14 protein-coding genes are annotated in these 17,788 nt (G+C 36.0%); 8 read left to right on the top strand and 6 right to left on the bottom strand.

What is annotated here, in order from left to right; translation table 11 throughout:
* Nucleotides 1–105 precede the first annotated feature (105 nt).
* The 8 genes from OCV82_RS07165 (at nt 106) to OCV82_RS07130 (ending at nt 8,974) form a co-directional block, all read left to right on the top strand.
* Nucleotides 106–852 (top strand): hypothetical protein, encoded by a 747-nt coding sequence (locus tag OCV82_RS07165; RefSeq protein ID WP_154043766.1) that lies wholly within the window; start codon nt 106–108, stop codon nt 850–852.
* Nucleotides 853–949: 97 nt separating this feature from the next.
* Entirely contained in the window at nt 950–2,752 is a 1,803-nt protein-coding gene (gene typA / locus OCV82_RS07160) for a translational GTPase TypA (protein WP_154043765.1), read from the top strand.
* 143 nt (nt 2,753–2,895) lie between these two features.
* The gene (locus OCV82_RS07155) at nt 2,896–3,936 is read left to right on the top strand and encodes an NAD-dependent epimerase/dehydratase family protein (RefSeq protein ID WP_154043764.1); all 1,041 of its coding nucleotides are present in this window, start codon (nt 2,896–2,898) and stop codon (nt 3,934–3,936) included.
* 95 nt (nt 3,937–4,031) lie between these two features.
* On the top strand, nt 4,032–4,763 hold the full coding sequence (locus tag OCV82_RS07150; protein WP_154043854.1) for a glycosyltransferase: 732 nt from the start codon (nt 4,032–4,034) through the stop codon (nt 4,761–4,763).
* A gap of 14 nt (nt 4,764–4,777) precedes the next feature.
* Complete coding sequence (locus OCV82_RS07145; RefSeq protein WP_154043763.1) at nt 4,778–5,416, top strand: lipid-A-disaccharide synthase N-terminal domain-containing protein; 639 nt, start codon at nt 4,778–4,780, stop codon at nt 5,414–5,416.
* Between the two features lie 2 nt (nt 5,417–5,418).
* A complete protein-coding gene (locus OCV82_RS07140) occupies nt 5,419–7,011 on the top strand; it encodes an ArnT family glycosyltransferase (RefSeq protein WP_154043762.1) in 1,593 nt (530 codons plus the stop codon).
* A 100-nt stretch (nt 7,012–7,111) separates the two neighbouring features.
* Nucleotides 7,112–7,906: a glycosyltransferase family protein gene (locus OCV82_RS07135; protein WP_154043761.1), complete on the top strand. Its 795-nt coding sequence runs from the start codon at nt 7,112–7,114 to the stop codon at nt 7,904–7,906.
* 18 nt (nt 7,907–7,924) lie between these two features.
* On the top strand, nt 7,925–8,974 hold the full coding sequence (locus tag OCV82_RS07130) for a galactofuranosyltransferase (RefSeq protein WP_154043760.1): 1,050 nt from the start codon (nt 7,925–7,927) through the stop codon (nt 8,972–8,974).
* Between the two features lie 130 nt (nt 8,975–9,104).
* Here the strand turns inward: OCV82_RS07130 and OCV82_RS07125 are convergent, their stop codons facing one another.
* From OCV82_RS07125 to OCV82_RS07100, 6 genes are all read right to left on the bottom strand, one after another.
* Complete coding sequence (locus OCV82_RS07125) at nt 9,105–9,977, bottom strand: glycosyltransferase family 92 protein (protein WP_154043759.1); 873 nt, start codon at nt 9,975–9,977, stop codon at nt 9,105–9,107.
* A gap of 24 nt (nt 9,978–10,001) precedes the next feature.
* Nucleotides 10,002–10,994, bottom strand: coding sequence for a stealth family protein (locus tag OCV82_RS07120; protein ID WP_154043758.1), 993 nt, complete (start codon nt 10,992–10,994; stop codon nt 10,002–10,004).
* 47 nt (nt 10,995–11,041) lie between these two features.
* Complete coding sequence (locus tag OCV82_RS07115) at nt 11,042–11,911, bottom strand: lysophospholipid acyltransferase family protein (RefSeq protein WP_154043757.1); 870 nt, start codon at nt 11,909–11,911, stop codon at nt 11,042–11,044.
* A 100-nt stretch (nt 11,912–12,011) separates the two neighbouring features.
* The gene (locus OCV82_RS07110; RefSeq protein ID WP_154043756.1) at nt 12,012–13,046 is read right to left on the bottom strand and encodes a glycosyltransferase family 2 protein; all 1,035 of its coding nucleotides are present in this window, start codon (nt 13,044–13,046) and stop codon (nt 12,012–12,014) included.
* 107 nt (nt 13,047–13,153) lie between these two features.
* Nucleotides 13,154–14,284: a UDP-galactopyranose mutase gene (gene glf, locus OCV82_RS07105; RefSeq protein ID WP_154043755.1), complete on the bottom strand. Its 1,131-nt coding sequence runs from the start codon at nt 14,282–14,284 to the stop codon at nt 13,154–13,156.
* 383 nt (nt 14,285–14,667) lie between these two features.
* The gene (locus tag OCV82_RS07100) at nt 14,668–17,778 is read right to left on the bottom strand and encodes a glycoside hydrolase family 2 TIM barrel-domain containing protein (RefSeq protein ID WP_154043754.1); all 3,111 of its coding nucleotides are present in this window, start codon (nt 17,776–17,778) and stop codon (nt 14,668–14,670) included.
* Between the last annotated feature and the right edge of the window lie 10 nt (nt 17,779–17,788).

The raw sequence follows: 17,788 nt of genomic DNA, 5'->3' as shown, positions 1-17,788 counted from the left end.
TTATACATTACAAATATTTTGTTATATTTTTTCACCATTTCCCATTTCTACACAATAAATTATGGAAACTATATGTATATTTACACATTATATAGAAAATATTGTATGAAACCGCTTACGGGAAAAGAGAAAATGACAGCCGAAAAAATTCTGTTAAAGAAAAATATCAGTATCGACGATATAGAGAGTTTCCAGTTCATAAAATACGATGAATATCCGGAAGCACACGACAAATTTTGGGGCAGATCTCTGTTCCGCATTAAAATGAAATCAGGCACATTTGCCTATATCCGTATTTATTACAATTGCAGCAAGAGGGCTTCCGCTTTATTAAGGTATCTTGTCTCAAAAGGAATCGAATTTTCCAACTACAACAAGCCGTACACCACCGAAAACTGTCTGAAAGAATTATCTGACAAAAAATATAAAAGACGCTTCTCTGAAGTTGAAGTGTTATCTATATTAGGCATATATTCTTTTATTGGCGGTCTCTTTATATTGAATACAAAAAACAACGAACCAATTTTTACAGCCATATCAGGGGTAGTATTTATTATCCTAGGATATGCAATAGTACATACGGCGTATGCAATAAACTGCCAAATATCAATCAATGGCGGAGACTTGGTCATCGCAAACAAATTCAAAACATATACCTACCCAATAAAATCAATCCTGAAAGTAAACATTTATATATTCTATACCGGCAAACGTAGCATAAAATACATAGAAATCATTGATTCAGATTATTTCTACCATAAACATCAATGCAACGGATTAAGCCGCAAAGATACCGATAACATTATAAGAAGTTTATTTTCAATTGGTATTGACGCAACCAACAATACATAAGTACTCATATCTAAAAAATATAAAAACCATAGAGCATTATACCTGTCTTTCAATGAAAAATAGTAAATTTGCAGCCAATAATATATAGGTATATAGTATGCAAGACATTAGAAACATTGCCATCATTGCCCACGTTGACCACGGTAAAACAACGTTAGTGGACAAGATGATGCTGGCGGGACACCTGTTCCGCGGAGACCAGACAAACGGTGAACTGGTATTGGATAACAACGATTTGGAACGTGAAAGAGGTATAACAATCCTTTCAAAGAACGTATCAATCAATTACAAGGGTACTAAAATCAACATCATAGACACTCCGGGACACGCCGATTTCGGTGGTGAAGTGGAACGTGTGCTGAACATGGCAGACGGTTGTATTCTTTTGGTGGACGCTTTCGAAGGTCCTATGCCACAGACACGTTTCGTACTGCAGAAAGCTCTCCAGATAGGACTGAAACCAATAGTAGTAGTAAACAAGGTAGATAAGCCAAACTGCCGTCCTGAAGAAGTACACGAAATGGTATTCGACCTGATGTTCAGCCTTAACGCAACTGAAGACCAGCTCGATTTCCCAGTACTGTACGGTTCGGCAAAAAACAACTGGATGGGTGAAGACTGGAAAACTCCTACAGACAGTATCACTCCGCTGCTTGATGCAATCGTAAAATATATTCCTGCTCCACAGATTCTTGAAGGTACCCCACAGATGCTTATCACATCATTGGACTATTCTTCTTACACAGGACGTATAGCTGTAGGACGTGTACACAGAGGTACAATCAAAGAAGGAATGAATATAACATTGGCCAAACGTGACGGAACATTGGTCAAATCAAAAATAAAAGAAGTACATACATTCGAAGGTCTAGGACGTAAAAAAGTAGAATCGGTTTCTTCTGGTGATATCTGCGCAATAGTGGGTATAGAAGGTTTTGAAATCGGTGATACTATATGCGATTTCGAAAATCCGGAACCACTTCCACCAATTGCTATCGACGAGCCTACAATGAGTATGCTTTTCACAATAAACGACTCGCCTTTCTTTGGCAAGGAAGGTAAGTTTGTGACATCACGTCACATACACGACCGTCTGATGAAGGAACTTGACAAGAACCTTGCCCTCCGCGTGAGAAAGACTGAAAATGAAGACGGTAAGTGGATTGTCTCAGGACGTGGTGTGCTCCACTTGTCTGTACTTATCGAAACAATGCGCCGCGAAGGTTATGAGCTTCAGGTAGGTCAGCCACAGGTTATCTTCAAAGAAATAGACGGAGTGAAATGCGAACCTATCGAAGAACTTACAATCAGCGTGCCTGAAGAATTCTCAAGCAAGATGATTGATATGGTGACTCGCCGCAAAGGTGAACTTACATCAATGGAAACTCAGGGCGACCGTGTAAACATTGAGTTCAATATGCCTTCGCGCGGTATCATCGGTTTACGTACAAACGTACTTACCGCATCTCAGGGAGAAGCTATCATGGCACACCGCTTCAAGGAATACCAACCATATAAGGGTGAGATCGACCGCCGTACAAACGGTTCAATGATAGCCATGGAATCAGGTACAGCATTTGCATATGCAATAGATAAGCTTCAGGATAGAGGTAAGTTCTTTATCTATCCGCAAGATGAGGTTTATGCAGGACAAGTAGTAGGTGAACACGTACATGAGAATGACCTGGTAATCAACGTAACAAAATCGAAGAAACTTACAAACATGCGTGCTTCCGGTTCAGACGACAAGGCACGTATCATTCCTCCGGTAATATTCTCACTTGAAGAAGCGTTGGAATACATCAAGGAAGACGAATACGTAGAAGTTACTCCTAAGAGTATGCGTATGCGTAAGATAATACTTGACGAAACAGAACGCAAGCGTGCAAACAAGAACTGATAAACAATAAAGAACATAAAACAAATTCCATTGGACAAATCAAAAGTCCAATGGAATTGTTATTATTGACAATCCTTGAATTTTATATCTGGAAAACAATCATATCCTATCATTAAGGATTCACATCTAAAAACAAAGCAATTATGAAAATATTGGTTACAGGTGCAGCAGGTTTCATTGGATCAAAATTAATGTACCAATTGGCAAAAAAAGGTGATACAGTAGTAGGAGTTGACGAAATTAATGATTACTACGACGTGCGTCTTAAATTTGCAAGGTTAAAAGAATTCGGAATAGCTGTTCCTGACAACTCTTACATCTATAATGAAAGAGTGCAAAGCACTGTTTTCAATAATTGCTCGTTCATAAAGATGTCAATAGACGACAAGGATTCAATAGACAAACTGTTTGAAAAGGAGAAATTCGACAAGGTTATGAATCTTGCAGCACAGGCCGGTGTAAGATACTCGATAACCAATCCGTATTCTTATCTTAACAGCAATATAGTAGGTTTCCTTAATATACTTGAGGCATGCAGAAACTATGAAGTAAAACATCTTATATTCGCATCATCAAGCTCGGTTTACGGACTGAACTCAAAAACTCCTTATTCTGAAGACGACAAGGTGGACAGCCCGGTAAGTCTTTATGCAGCCAGCAAGAAATCGAACGAACTGATGGCACACGCCTACAGCAAGCTATATGGTTTTGCCGTTACTGGATTAAGATACTTCACTGTTTATGGTCCGTGGGGACGTCCGGACATGGCTCCCATGCTTTTTGCAAAAGCCATTTCCAGAAACGAACCTATCAAAATATTCAACAACGGAAATCTAAGCAGAGACTTTACATACATTGACGATATTGTAGAGGGTACGATACGTGTGATAAACAACACCCCGAAAGCAGAAGAATGCGAAAACGGTGTTGCATACAAGATATACAACATAGGCTGCTCGGAACCGGTAAGACTTATGGACTTCATCAGAGAGATGGAACAGGCTTTGGGTAAAGAAGCTATCAAAGAATATCTTCCGATGCAACAGGGAGACGTATTCCAGACATATGCAGACACCACTAAACTGGAAAATGAAACCGGATACAAACCGCAAATCAGCCTTCACGAAGGCATCACAAAGTTCATTGAATGGTATAAATCAGAGAGCAACCCTTTAAAAGAATAGTAAAGATAATTGTTTTCTGAAAGTTTTGGATAACTTTGCAAAATCACCACTAATCAAACAACATTATGAAAGAATTTGCGCAAGAGTTACTTGCTATCAACAAAACAGCTGATTATGACCTGACTGTCATAGTGCCTGTATATAACGAAGAAGAGAACATGAAAATGCTGGAAGAAAAGCTGTCGGCATTTACAGCCATTGCCAAGTGTCCGGCATGTATCCTATTCGTAAACGATGGTTCAAAAGATAACAGTCTGGCAGGGATACAGGATATCTGCAGCAGACACAATGACTTCTTCTATATCAGTTTTCTAAAAAATGCAGGACTTAGCGCAGCTATAAAAGCAGGCTTTGACACAGCACAATCAAAATATGTAGGATATATTGATGCCGATTTGCAGACTGCTCCGGACGATTTCAACCTGCTGCTTGAATATATCAATGACTTTAAACTGGTAATGGGTATCCGTGCAAACAGAAAGGATTCTGGTTTCAAACGTCTGCAATCCAAAATAGCCAACAGCTTCCGACGCATGATGACACACGACGGTGCCACAGACACAGGCTGTCCGCTAAAGATTCTCCATACAGACTACGCAAAGCGTATTCCTTTCTTCACAGGAATGCACAGATTCCTTCCTGCACTTATATTGCTTCAGGATGGAGGATGCTTTAAGGAAATTCCAGTAAGACACTTCCCAAGAGTTGCAGGAAAATCAAAATTTAACCTATGGAACAGACTTATATCACCATTTAAGGACTGTTTTGCCTACAGATGGATGAAACACAGATACATAAACTACCATATTAAAGAAAACAATATCTAACTAAACCGCTCCTAATGACAATTGTATATATAATAGGCTTTTTGGCACAGATATTTTTTTCGGCAAGAATTCTTGTACAATGGATATTGTCGGAAAAAGCAAAAGAAATTGTATCCCCATCTATCTTCTGGGTACTTAGTATTGCCGGATCATACCTTTTGTTTATATACGGATGGTGCAGGGATGATTTCTCGATAATACTTGGACAAATCATTTCCTATTATATTTATATCTGGAATCTGAATGCCAAAGGGATATGGAGAAACATAAATATCATATTGAGAATAATACTCTTCATAACACCTGTAGTGGCCTGTGCTTTCCTTCTGGAATCGCCTGAACAGTTTATAAGCCAGTTCTTCAAAAACGAGGACATTCCAATATGGCTGCTCGTTTTCGGCTCGGCAGGACAGGTGATATTCACTCTGAGATTCATATATCAGTTGATATATTCATACCATAAGCATGAGTCGAAACTGCCGATAGGCTTCTGGATAATAAGCCTGATAGGCAGCAGTATTATAGTAAGCTACGGTATTTTCCGACTTGACCCTGTACTCATTTTAGGACAGTCAGTAGGATTTATAGCATATATAAGGAATATAATCCTGGGAGTAAGAAAAAACAAATCAGCAAACTTAGAACACAAATAAAGATGTACAATGCCAAGAACTTTACGGACAAAATAGACAGCATAAGCTTTCTGAAATGGATGTTGTTTATTTTCATCTGTCTGATACCTATAAGTGCCTTACGCGATTTTACTCCGGCTAACGAACTGAGATACATCAGCATTGCAGACGAAGCAATCAGAAACGGGCACTGGTTCATGCTGACAAACAACGGTGAGCCATACAGTGACAAACCGCCATTTTATTTCTGGCTGCTTATGATAAGCAAGATGATAACAGGCGAATATCATATATGGCTGCTTATGATGTTCTCAATAATTCCTGCCTTGGGATGTATGTACACCATGGATAAATGGTGTGACAAGGAACTTGGTAAAGGATATAGGAATATAGCACCTCTCCTGCTTATAACTACAGGATATTTTGTAGGTACAGCTATGGTACTGCGTATGGACATGCTTATGGTATGGTTTATCATACTTGCCATAAGAGAGTTCTACCGTATGTACACCGGAGAAGGAAAATTCGAACGTCATCAGATACTTTTCGGCATATACATTCTTTTGGGATTCTATTCAAAAGCATTCATGGGCGTATTGATACCACTGATGACTTCTCTGGTTTTCCTTATCACAAAAAAGGAAGGAAAAACATTTTTCCGCTATTGGAACTGGAAGGTATGGAGCATAGTAATCGGAGGTATCGCTTTATGGTTCGTGATGGTATGGGTGGAAGCAGGAAGCGAATATCTCTATAATCTTACTGTTGGACAGACTGTAAGCCGTTCCGTAAAAGTATCAGTACACAAACATCCATTCTATTTCTATATCATATATTTGAGTTATGGAGTAGCGCCATGGACATTCCTTTATGTCGGAAACATAATATGGGGCATGAAAAACAGGATGTTCAAAAGCGATTTGCAAAAACTGTTTGTCATAGAAATATTGTCAACCTTCGTAATGCTTTCATGCTTCGGAAGCAAACTGGCAATATATCTGGTTCCTATTTTCCCATTTATGACTTATCTGAGTCTGATGTGTATGGAAAAGCTACAATGGAACAAATGGCAAGCTTTTGCAGCCAGTTTCCCCGGTTTTGTAATTCTGTTGGCACTGCCGGCCTATATAGTAGCAACAAGGTTTATACCTGAAATTACATCTCCACTGCTTATGATATGCTCAATACTGCTTACAGTTACAGGAGCGATATCAATAGTCATGGCATGGAAAGACAGAAACATCAGAATGACCATAGTGACATTCTGCTCCGGATTCCTGATAACAGCCTTTTTAGCAGGTTTTGCCATGCCTAAGTTCAATCCGCAAATAGGATATGGCGAATTATGCCGTAAGGCTCAGGAAAAAGAAAAGGAATGGAATGTTTCAGGAGTTACAACGCTCGGAGTATGGAGAGCCCAAAACATGGATGTATATTTCCCGGACAGACTTACCGTTTATTCACGTCATGAAGCAGACTCACTGAAGAACATCAATAATAGCCTTCTTATTCTAGATGGAAGATATAAGGAAGAGGAAAATATAAAATCATATATCGACGGCAAAGAGCAGGTTGAGATACTGGATGGCAAATATGTTTTGGTGAGAATACAGTAAGTATGTGTCATAAAAGATAATTGTATTATTACATATTATTAAAAACATGCCTATCTTTGCTATATACTTAAAATGAAAAACAAACGATAAGTTCTGAAATATGAATCATAATACATCAAAACAGCAAGTCATAGTTTCAATGACTTCATTTCCCGCAGCAATACCATACGCACAAAAGGCTGTTGAATCAATCCTAAATGGTTCTGTACTTCCTGATAAAGTTATACTCTATCTAACTTTCTCTCAATTTGGAGAGAAAGGTATACCTCAACAGTTATTGAACCTATCGCAGGTTAATCCTAAGTTTGAGATTCGAAATTATGACAAAGACATACGTTCATATAGAAAATTAATTCCTGCATTAGCAGATTTTCCTGACGCTATTATAGTAACTGTGGATGACGATGTGGCATATAACAAAAATATGCTACGTGACTTATTGCAATTTCACATGCAATATCCTAAAGCTATATTCGCTCATAGAGCAAAACTTATGTATCCGGGAAAACCATATCGTAAATGGAAGAAGTACAGATGGTATAATTTCTTATTCAAGAAAATACACTCCGATTTCAGGAATATACAAACCGGAGTAGGTGGAGTATTATATCCCCCACATTCATTAAAGGCCGAAATGCTTGATGTTAATTTATTTACCAAAATAGCACCTACAACAGACGATATATGGTTTTGGGCTGCAGCAGTTGCTAACAATGTGCCAGTCATACCTGTACCATTTGGTTATAACAAGCCCAAAAGTCTAAATAAGCCACGAAATTTATCATTGAAAACTACAAATTTTAAATCTGGCATTGATAGAAATGCCGCAGCCTTGGCTGCTATTCTTAAAGAATTTCCTAACGTAGGAAAGAGAATTGGTTTTGAGACAAAATAATATTAATTATTTGATATCATGATATACTATTTACCAAAAAACTACAAATTCAAACGTATTAATGACGCAGGCAGTAAAGCCAGAATTGATATAGAAAGGACAATGGATTTATTAGGTTATATTCCAACTGGTAAACATAAAGCTATAAGTAAAAACCGTCTAATACATTTCATACAAACATTAATTACGGTTGTACAAATGCCAATGTACATTAAAAAAGGAGACATACTGATCTTACAATATCCAGTAAAATACTATCGTTTACTATGTTTTCTAGTTCATTTAAGAAAAGCAGAAGTAATTACAATAATACATGATCTAGAATGTTTCCGTAAAAAAAGGAATTCTGTAAGAAAAGAAATAGAATTAATGAACATGTCTGATGCCATAATATGCCATAATCCGACAATGAACAAATGGCTATGCGATAATGGTTTCAAAGGATACAACGGAAAAGGTATTTTAGTTACACTTAATGTATTCGATTTCCTATCAGATTCTCAATGCACAGACAAACAAAAAAGATGGCCTTCACACAGTATTACATACGCCGGACAACTTGCACCTATAAAAAACAAATTCTTATATGAAATAGGAAGCTATATAGAAAACTATACTATGAATGTTTACGGAAAAGGATTTGATAAATCCATAGCGACATGTCCTGAGAAGTTTGACATAAAAGGATTTATGCTACCAGACAAATTAATCAGCTGCGCAGAAGGTGATTTTGGACTCGTTTGGGACGGAGGAGATATTAACAGCTGCGATGGTAATTGGGGGGAATACCTCAAAATAAATACGCCACATAAAGTTTCATTATATATACGCTGTGGCTTACCGATTATAATATGGCGAAAAGCTGCAATGGCACAATTTGTCGAAGAAAATGAAATTGGAATATGTGTAGATTCATTAAAAGACATCAATAACATATATAAAAATATAACAAAGGATGAATATGTGAAAATGTGTGATAACGTACTAAGAATAAGTTATAGATTATCAGAAGGCTGGTATTGCAAAACAGCTATTTCTGAAGCTAGCTCACGACTAAAAGAACTTTAGCCCCCACCAAAAAGCAATAGATAATAAATATGCAAGCTCTCAATACTATATTTTTAGAGCTTGCATTATAAAAATTAAACTACTTTTCAATCTTATCTTATTAGAAAAACGATCATAAACAGTCATGACTCTATTCCTCAATATCATTTAAATCGTATAAATCAAAGTAGCCAAAATCACGCAAAGTATTAATACGGGCACGTCCACGAGCACGTTTAGCCAAGAATTCCTCATAAGATTTTACAGCATAATGATTAATACGAATAACATCTTGTTGAGGCTCACGATCACGAAATCCTTTCTTCAATGACACTCCATGTGAATCAGCAGCGCGTCCGGATATTCGTGCAGCTTCATGACAGCCCACCATTGTACAGACACGTCTCGGATCAACTATACTTTTCACATGAGTATTAAGCTTATGGTTTGGAACTGAATGCTTTCTAAACCTCTCCATAACACCTCCAGGCTCATGTTTCTTAGCTCCCCCACTACCATACACTAACCAATTTATCTCAACAGATGAAAAACTCTCCAGACGCTGAAGAAATTCCCGAATATTTTTATCTTTTACAGGGACTATAAATTCATCCAAATCTATAACTGCAATCCACCGTGCCTCCGTGCGATGCTTCTCAAAACAATTATCATAGGCAGCAAGTTGTTGCTTATGACCTGGCCAATAATTATACTCAACCAAACCAGATTCAATAAAAGGAGCAAGCACTTCTTTTGTACAATCATCACTTTCATTATCATAGATATAAAACTTCTCTACACCTTGCTTACTATGCCATTCTATCCATTCCTTGAAATAAGGCCCCTCATTTTTAGCTATTGCACAAACTGTCAGATAATACTTAGGAACAGTTTTATCATGCATCATCCTATATTTTAATCTTATTGCATTGAAAAGCCCATAGCGAAGGATTCCACGCCATCTATTGCGCTCCATCTTATTAGGAATCACTCCTGCTATAATTTCTGCCAATACTTTATTCATCGTAAATATGTTTACTTTTTAATATTAAAGCTCAAAACTTGACTTTTCTGGAAGAATTGACTCAAAAGCATTCTTTATATTCTTCATGACCTGTTCATAATTACGAATATGCACATTATCATTAAGACATATTAATTTATATGACTGATTATATATCGCTCTGACAGCCTGCTTAGGCTTTACCATCAAAGGAAACATTTTTGTATCACTATATGTGTTATATGGCTCAAAGTTCCCGCTACATATCTGCCAAGTTCTAAACAACTCCGGCGTATAATCACTTAATGAACGAAACCTATTGACTGAGGTTTCTGTAAGTTCTTTCTCAGCCACAGCCCATACGTCATTAAATGTACTCTTTAAATATGGCTGTGCATTATGCGGTGTACGCAAGGTGATAAATTTCCCGTATGGCTTAAGTATATAATTCCAACAGGCACGTGACCCATAACTTGAGTTAAACCACTTATCATGATCACGAGCCATCACTTCTTTCTTATCAAAATAACGGTTTATAATCCTCATATTATTTTTAATTCTTATATACCATTGCGACCATGAAGGATTGTATAGAAAGGTGGCAATATCACATGGTAAACCATTACGAAAAAAACGTTCCTCTCCAGTTGGACTTATTATATAAAAATCGTCATTAAAATATACGAAATGTTCAGCCAAATCAGGTATCCTGTGTATATACCTTTCTATAACAACCGAATTATATGTAGGCAAAAACTGTTCAGGTATATAATCTTTATGATTTACCAAATTTATCTTTGGATTATTGGCATCTAGCCAATTAGGTTTCTGTCCACTAGTGATAAAATGTATTTTACGAACCCAAGGGGTGAATTTCTCAACCCCACGAAACCAATATTTAAGAAAGCCATAGTCTCGGAATCTAGCTTTAGATACTCCATTCTTTGTGTTTTCCTTATTACCAGAATATTTAGCAAATTCAGCTTGCCATTTTGGGTCATTCATATCAACCCATGTGACTACAAAATCTATATCCATTTTTATATGGTTTTTCATTTGGTTCTTAATCAATATTTCTTCTATGACTATTTAGCATGTTTAAAACGATTATGCGTCCACAAATAAAGTTCCGGACTTTCTTTAATCATTTTTTCCAACATGTTGAAATATATAGTAGTTAATTCAAAATCTGGAAGTGATTTCGGATCATCATGCATTCTTACAAATTCAACTTCATAATAACCTCTCTTTACACGTTTCATTTTAATGAATAAAGCTTCAAAGCCATAGTGTTTGGTTATTTTTTCCGTTCCAGTCAATACAGGCACGTTATGATTTAAAAATGGTATAAAATAGCGCGATTCTATCTTTCTAGGTGACTGATCAGCTATAAACCCTATTACAGATACTTTATTTCCCATAGCTAACTCATTTATATACCGTGCTGTCTTATGCATCTCTACATTTATAGCACCCATTCGACCGCGATTCTTAAGAATCAACTTATCCATATACTTATTCCGTAATTTATGATATATCTGAGCAGCTACTATTCCTTTTTTTTCAATGTACAAAGGTATAGATGATACCCATTCCCAATTTCCATAATGTCCCAAATAAAGTGATACGGATTTGCCATCCCTAAGTATAGCGTTCAGGTCCTCAAAGTTTTTAAATTTCATGCGATTACCTATTTCCTGCTTTGAGATTGTGGCCATTTTGCAACTTTCAAGAATATTATCCGTAAAGAAACGATAGAATTTTTTCTCTAAAGCTATTATCTCTTGTTTATTTTTCTCAGGGAATGATTCTATCATATTCTTACGTACTATCCTCCTTCTGTATCTAACTATATAATATACTATGTAAAAAAGACAATCTGATATTATATATAAAACTTTGAAAGGGATATAAGACAAAAGTCTCACTAAAAAAAACAACAGAGAATATACCATAAAATGTCCTTTATAACGTTTCTAAACTTTTTAACAATCTGAATTACTTCCAGAAACCATCAATTAACAACTATAGAGATAATAATATTCTAAAGAAATATTAAACTTTAAAACGTCTTTTCTTTTGGTAATGAACGTTTTGATATAAAAAGATAATCATATTCAAGACTATTCTACTTTTAACTATTTTATATAGTTTAAAATAGAACTTACTCATGATTTTACTTTCCGCCTTATACTTCTCTGCCCTGACTATAATATTTTCAACTACAGAATATTCATCATCAGTAAGCGGTTTATGCCACCTAAGACTATTAATGAACATATTATAAATCTCCGATAGAAAATATCTCTGATTTGATACTGTAATCTCACTATTATTACTATATGACTTATCCATATAGTCAAGCACAAAGCTTATTACCTTAACTACGTGTTGATAGTTTCTTAACAAAGAGACAGCGCTTGTTGACTGATCATCACGTCCAATAAAATAATAGTACAAATACAAATCAAATACAATAAAGTCCTTTATCCTGTCTATAGGAAGAAAACAGTACTGGATATCAGTATAACATATACCTTCTATATGCTTTAATCCAACCTTTCTCAAGATTTCGGTTTTGTATGCCATACTATGCATATTGAATTCTCTACCCACCACATGAGGCTCTATTTCGAATTCCTGCATTTGATAGACTTTATTATATTCAACCGTGTTGAAAGGAAATTTCTTTATATCTACACTACCATTCTTCTTTACTCTGTACTCTGTTCTTAATGTAACAAACAAATCGGTATCACATGTTTCCAATCTTCTCAACAGTTCTACAAGAGCTTTTGTATCGAACCAGTCATCGGCATCAAGCATTCTGAAATATTTACCTTTAGCTACTGCAAGTGCAGCATTTATGCAAGAGCCATAATGACCATTTGCCTTATCAATTACCGTAATTATATCCGGACGCTTCTTTTCATAACTACGGATGATTTCAAGCGATTTGTCCTTGCTTCCGTCATTGACAACGATTACCTCCAAAGTAGATGGAACTATAGCATCTGTTACTGTATCCAGACATCTTGCTATATATTTCTCCATATTATACGTTGGAACAACTAATGATAATAACTTCATATATTTAAATCATATTAAAATGTTACAAAATATCAATATATAAAATGCAGATAATTTATATTTACTGCTTTACGGGCATAACTAATATTTACCCACCCTTATAATTTTCAAAATATATCCATATTAAGAACTTTTTCTATGATTGGAGCCATATCGTAATATTTATATTCAGCCAATCTTCCGCCAAAAATTACCCTTGTTTCTTTATCTGCCAGCAATTTATACTGCTGATATAATTCGTTATTCTTAGGATTGTTTATAGGATAATATGGTTCAAGATTTTCATTCCATTCAATAGAGTATTCTTTAGAGATAACCGTTTTTTTACACTTATCAACCTCATCTCCAAACATTTCAAAATGTTTATGTTCTATTACTCTTGTATAAGGAACGTCTATATCTGTGTAGTTGACAACAGCATTTCCCTGATAATTTGAACAGTCCAACTCTTCCTCTTCAAAATAGACTGTTCTATATTCAAGCTTTCCAAACTTATAATCGTAGAATTCATCTATTTTACCTGTGAATACTATCTTTTCAGCCATTTGTTCCCAGTATTCTCTGTTCTCAAAGAAATCGGTATCAGTTATGACTTCAATATCTTTCAGCAAGCCTTCTATCAGTTTATTATATCCACCGATTGGAATACCCTGATATTTATCACTAAAATAATTATTGTCATAAACGAATCTAACCGGAAGTCTCTTGATAATAAAAGACGGAAGTTCAGTACATTTTCTTCCCCATTGTTTTTCTGTATAGCCTTTAATAAGTTTCTCGTAAATGTCAACACCTATCAGAGATATTGCCTGTTCTTCCAGATTTGCAGGTTCTTTTGTTTCAGATAATGAAATCTTCTCCAACATTTCCTGTCTCTGGCTGTTTATTTTATCAAGAGCTTCGGCTGGCGTAATTACTCCCCACATTTGATAGAAAGTATTCATATTAAAAGGCAAGTTGAACAACTTTCCTTTATAATTTGCAACCGGTGAATTAGTATATCTGTTAAATTCAACAATGCGGTTTACAAAATCCCATACTTTTTTATTTGATGTATGAAATATATGTGCACCATATTTATGAACATTTATTCCATGTTTATTCTCACAATATATATTACCACCAATATGATTACGTTTATCTATAACCAAACATTTCTTGTTTGCTTGCTTTGCTCTGTAAGCAAAAGTAGCACCGAACAAGCCACTTCCAACTATCAAATAATCAAATTTATACATATGTGAATGAATTAAATATTTTATATATCAGTTTATAAGTCCAATGTTTAAACTCAAATACAAATTCATGAAAAGCCAAATATTCTTTTAAGTCTGCATTAAAGTAAAAACATATATTAATTTATTGTGATTAACATGGTACACCATTTATGTTACTTTGTAATAGCAACCATCCTTATATTTTATTTTGTTAAATTTAAATGATTAATATAAACCGACATCAAATATAGTTTATTAGTTGCTTATTTCAAAACTTCTTTCGTTTTTTCAATGCATAATACCCAAAATCTATAATAATCCTATAGTAAGGTATATATAAACATACGATAATATAAAAAAACTGTCCCAAAATCATCAACCGGATTTTGAGACAGCTTTAACCATTATTTCATAATCACCATACTGGATATAGGAGTCATTATGAATGTAAATTCATAATCATCATATGGGATTCTATATTCAGGACGCGGAATTGCTCCCCAACTGTCAACACAAGCCAAACCTTGCTGTACTTTATCAATCAACAAGTTTGTGAGCTTCGACGGAACGACCTCATTAGAATGGCGCTGATTCTTTTCACTGCCATCATCAAGAGACTCCATTGTATAATGTAAAGCAGACGCAGAGAATGGTTTCTCGGCAACAAACATTAATCCCTTACCTTCTTCATTAAACAGCTTCCACCAACGTATATCTGTCTTGGTTCCATTTTCCTGAGGACGGATATATGGATAGAACTGCTCAGTGACTGTCTGAGAATAAATACCTATATCTGTACTGTGATTTCTATCTATATAATTCTCAACAGGACCACGACCATAATATACAATATTCTCAAACGATTCTGGCATTGGCATCTGCATTCCGAAACGGAACATATCAGATACTTTTGCCGATTTGTCTGCAACCATCTTCTGTGTTACTTTCACAGCACCTTGATTGTTTATGGTATAAGTGAGATATAACTTGGCTGAAACACTTGCGATATCATATTCTGCAGATACTACAATCATATCATTCACCGATTCGTGTTTCATTGAAACAAGTTTAATCTCAGGATTTTTCCATACTGCATACTTATTCTGCAAACCTGCACCATAATCATTGTCAGTAGGAGCACGCCAGAAATTCGGAGTCAGCTGAGCATCTTCGTTTATCATTTGTGTACCATTGACACAATAACTGTCCATAAATCCGTTTTGCTTATTGAACTGAATATTGAATGTTTCGCCACTGACTTCAAGACAATTAACATTTTCATCATTAGCTACAGGCGCTATAACAGAAATATTCTTCTCTGCTATATTCTCGAATTTCATATCCGAAGCATCATAACCTTTCAATACTATCTGATTCTTTGCTACTACATGTCCTGCAGGAACAAGATTTTCACTTGTCTTCTGTATATATTTCACGTTCAGAAGCCACTCACCCGATTCATCAAGCTTACCAAAATCTATTTTATATGATACCGTCTGACGTGGTGCTACATCAAGATTTTCAACGATTCCGGTACGAACAGATTTACCATTGTTTATTACCTCCCATTGCATGCGGTAAGCGGAAAGGTCTCTGAAGAAATTCTCATTGTATATCTTTATTTCTCCGTTAGCAATATCACCAGGGGTTGTCCATATGTTCTGATAGAAATATCCTACTTCATACATGTGCGGATTAGGAATACGATCAGGACTAATCAATCCATTATCACAGAAATTATTGTCACTGGCATCAAAACGGTTGAAATCACCACCGTAAGCATATATCATTTCTCCATTCTTACCGGTCCAACGGCATGACTGATCTACAAAATCCCAAATAAAGCCTCCCTGATATTTCGGATATTTACGTATCAGATCCCAATATTCCTTGAAACCTCCTTCTGAATTACCCATAGCATGAGCATACTCACACTGAATAAGAGGTTTATTTTTGCTGTCATCCTCAGAATATTTCTCGCAAGCATCGTAACCATAATACATTGGACAGAAGATATCGGTCAATCCGGAATATCCGGCACGTTCATATTGTACCGGACGGCTATTATCTTCATTCTTCACCCAATGATATGCAGCCTCAAAATTAGATCCATATCCGGCTTCGTTTCCTAAAGACCAGAATATGATACTAGGGTGATTAAAATTACGTTGTACATTGCGCATGTTTCTCTCCATATGTGCTTTTTTATAGAAATCAACTTTCGCCAACGTAGTTTCTCCATATCCCATTCCATGTGATTCAATATTAGCCTCAGCAACCATATAAATACCATACTTGTCACAAAGCTCATACCAATATGGATCATCCGGATAATGGCATGTTCTAACTGCATTTATATTGAACTTTTTCATTATCTGAATATCCTGCAACATACGTTCGCGTGATACCACGTATCCACCGTCAGGATCCATTTCATGACGGTTGGCGCCTTTGAATAAAACAGGCTGTCCGTTTACAAGAACCTGGGCATTCTTTATCTCGATTCTTCTAAAACCAACTTTCAACGGAACAATTTCTGTAATATTACCTCCATTAACCAGACTCGCACGAAGTGTATATAAATATGGAGTTTCTGCTGTCCATTTATTAGGATTTTCAACATTAAATTCTGCTTTAACTGTTCCAGAGCCCTTTACTTCCTTTACCTGTACAACATTGTTGTCAGCGTCAAGAAGTTCCAGACTAACGTTATTGTTACCTTTAAGGCTTAATTCCACATCAAGAATTCCATTCTTATATTCATCGTCCAATGACGGAGTAACACGAATATCGTCTATACGATTACGATTGCGTGTGTATAAATAGCAGTCACGTGACACACCGCTATATCTGAAGAAATCCTGATCCTCCAGGTAAGTACCGTCACACCATCTGAACACTTGGAATGCTATAAGGTTTTTTTTGCCGGGAACAAGGTATTTAGTGATATCGAATTCGGCTTCCAGTTTACTGTCTTCACTGTATCCCACGAACTTACCATTCACCCATAAATACATATTTGAAGTAACAGAGCCGAAATGAGCTATTATGTCTTTTCCTTTCCAATTGGCAGGAACAACAATTTCCTTACGATAGGAACCCACATGATTCTTTTCAACAGGAACGTAAGGAGGATTATTTTTATACTGGTTTCGCCAAGCATAACCTATATTGACATAAATAGGATCACCATATCCGTTAAGCTCCCATACTGCCGGAATACGGAAATCATCCCATCCGTTATCATCATATCCTACACGGAAAAAGTCATCAGGTCTTTTATCCGCACTTTCAACCCACAGAAATTTCCACTTTCCGTTAAGCGTCATAAAATTATCCGATTCTTCTTTTACTCCTTTATTTGCTGTTTCAAGGTTCTCATAAGCAAAAAAGCTTGTATGCATAGGAGCACGATTAATGGCATTTACCTCCGGATCCTGCCACTCCTTAAATGACTGGGCAGACACAGATAATGCACATACACACATTGTGCCTAATAATAAAAAGTTTCTCATGGTTATTTTA

This window comes from Bacteroides cellulolyticus (assembly GCF_025567135.1).
Taxonomy (GTDB): domain Bacteria; phylum Bacteroidota; class Bacteroidia; order Bacteroidales; family Bacteroidaceae; genus Phocaeicola; species Phocaeicola cellulolyticus.
Note: the sequence above shows the minus strand (reverse complement) of the source record. Positions and strands in the feature narration are given on the sequence as shown.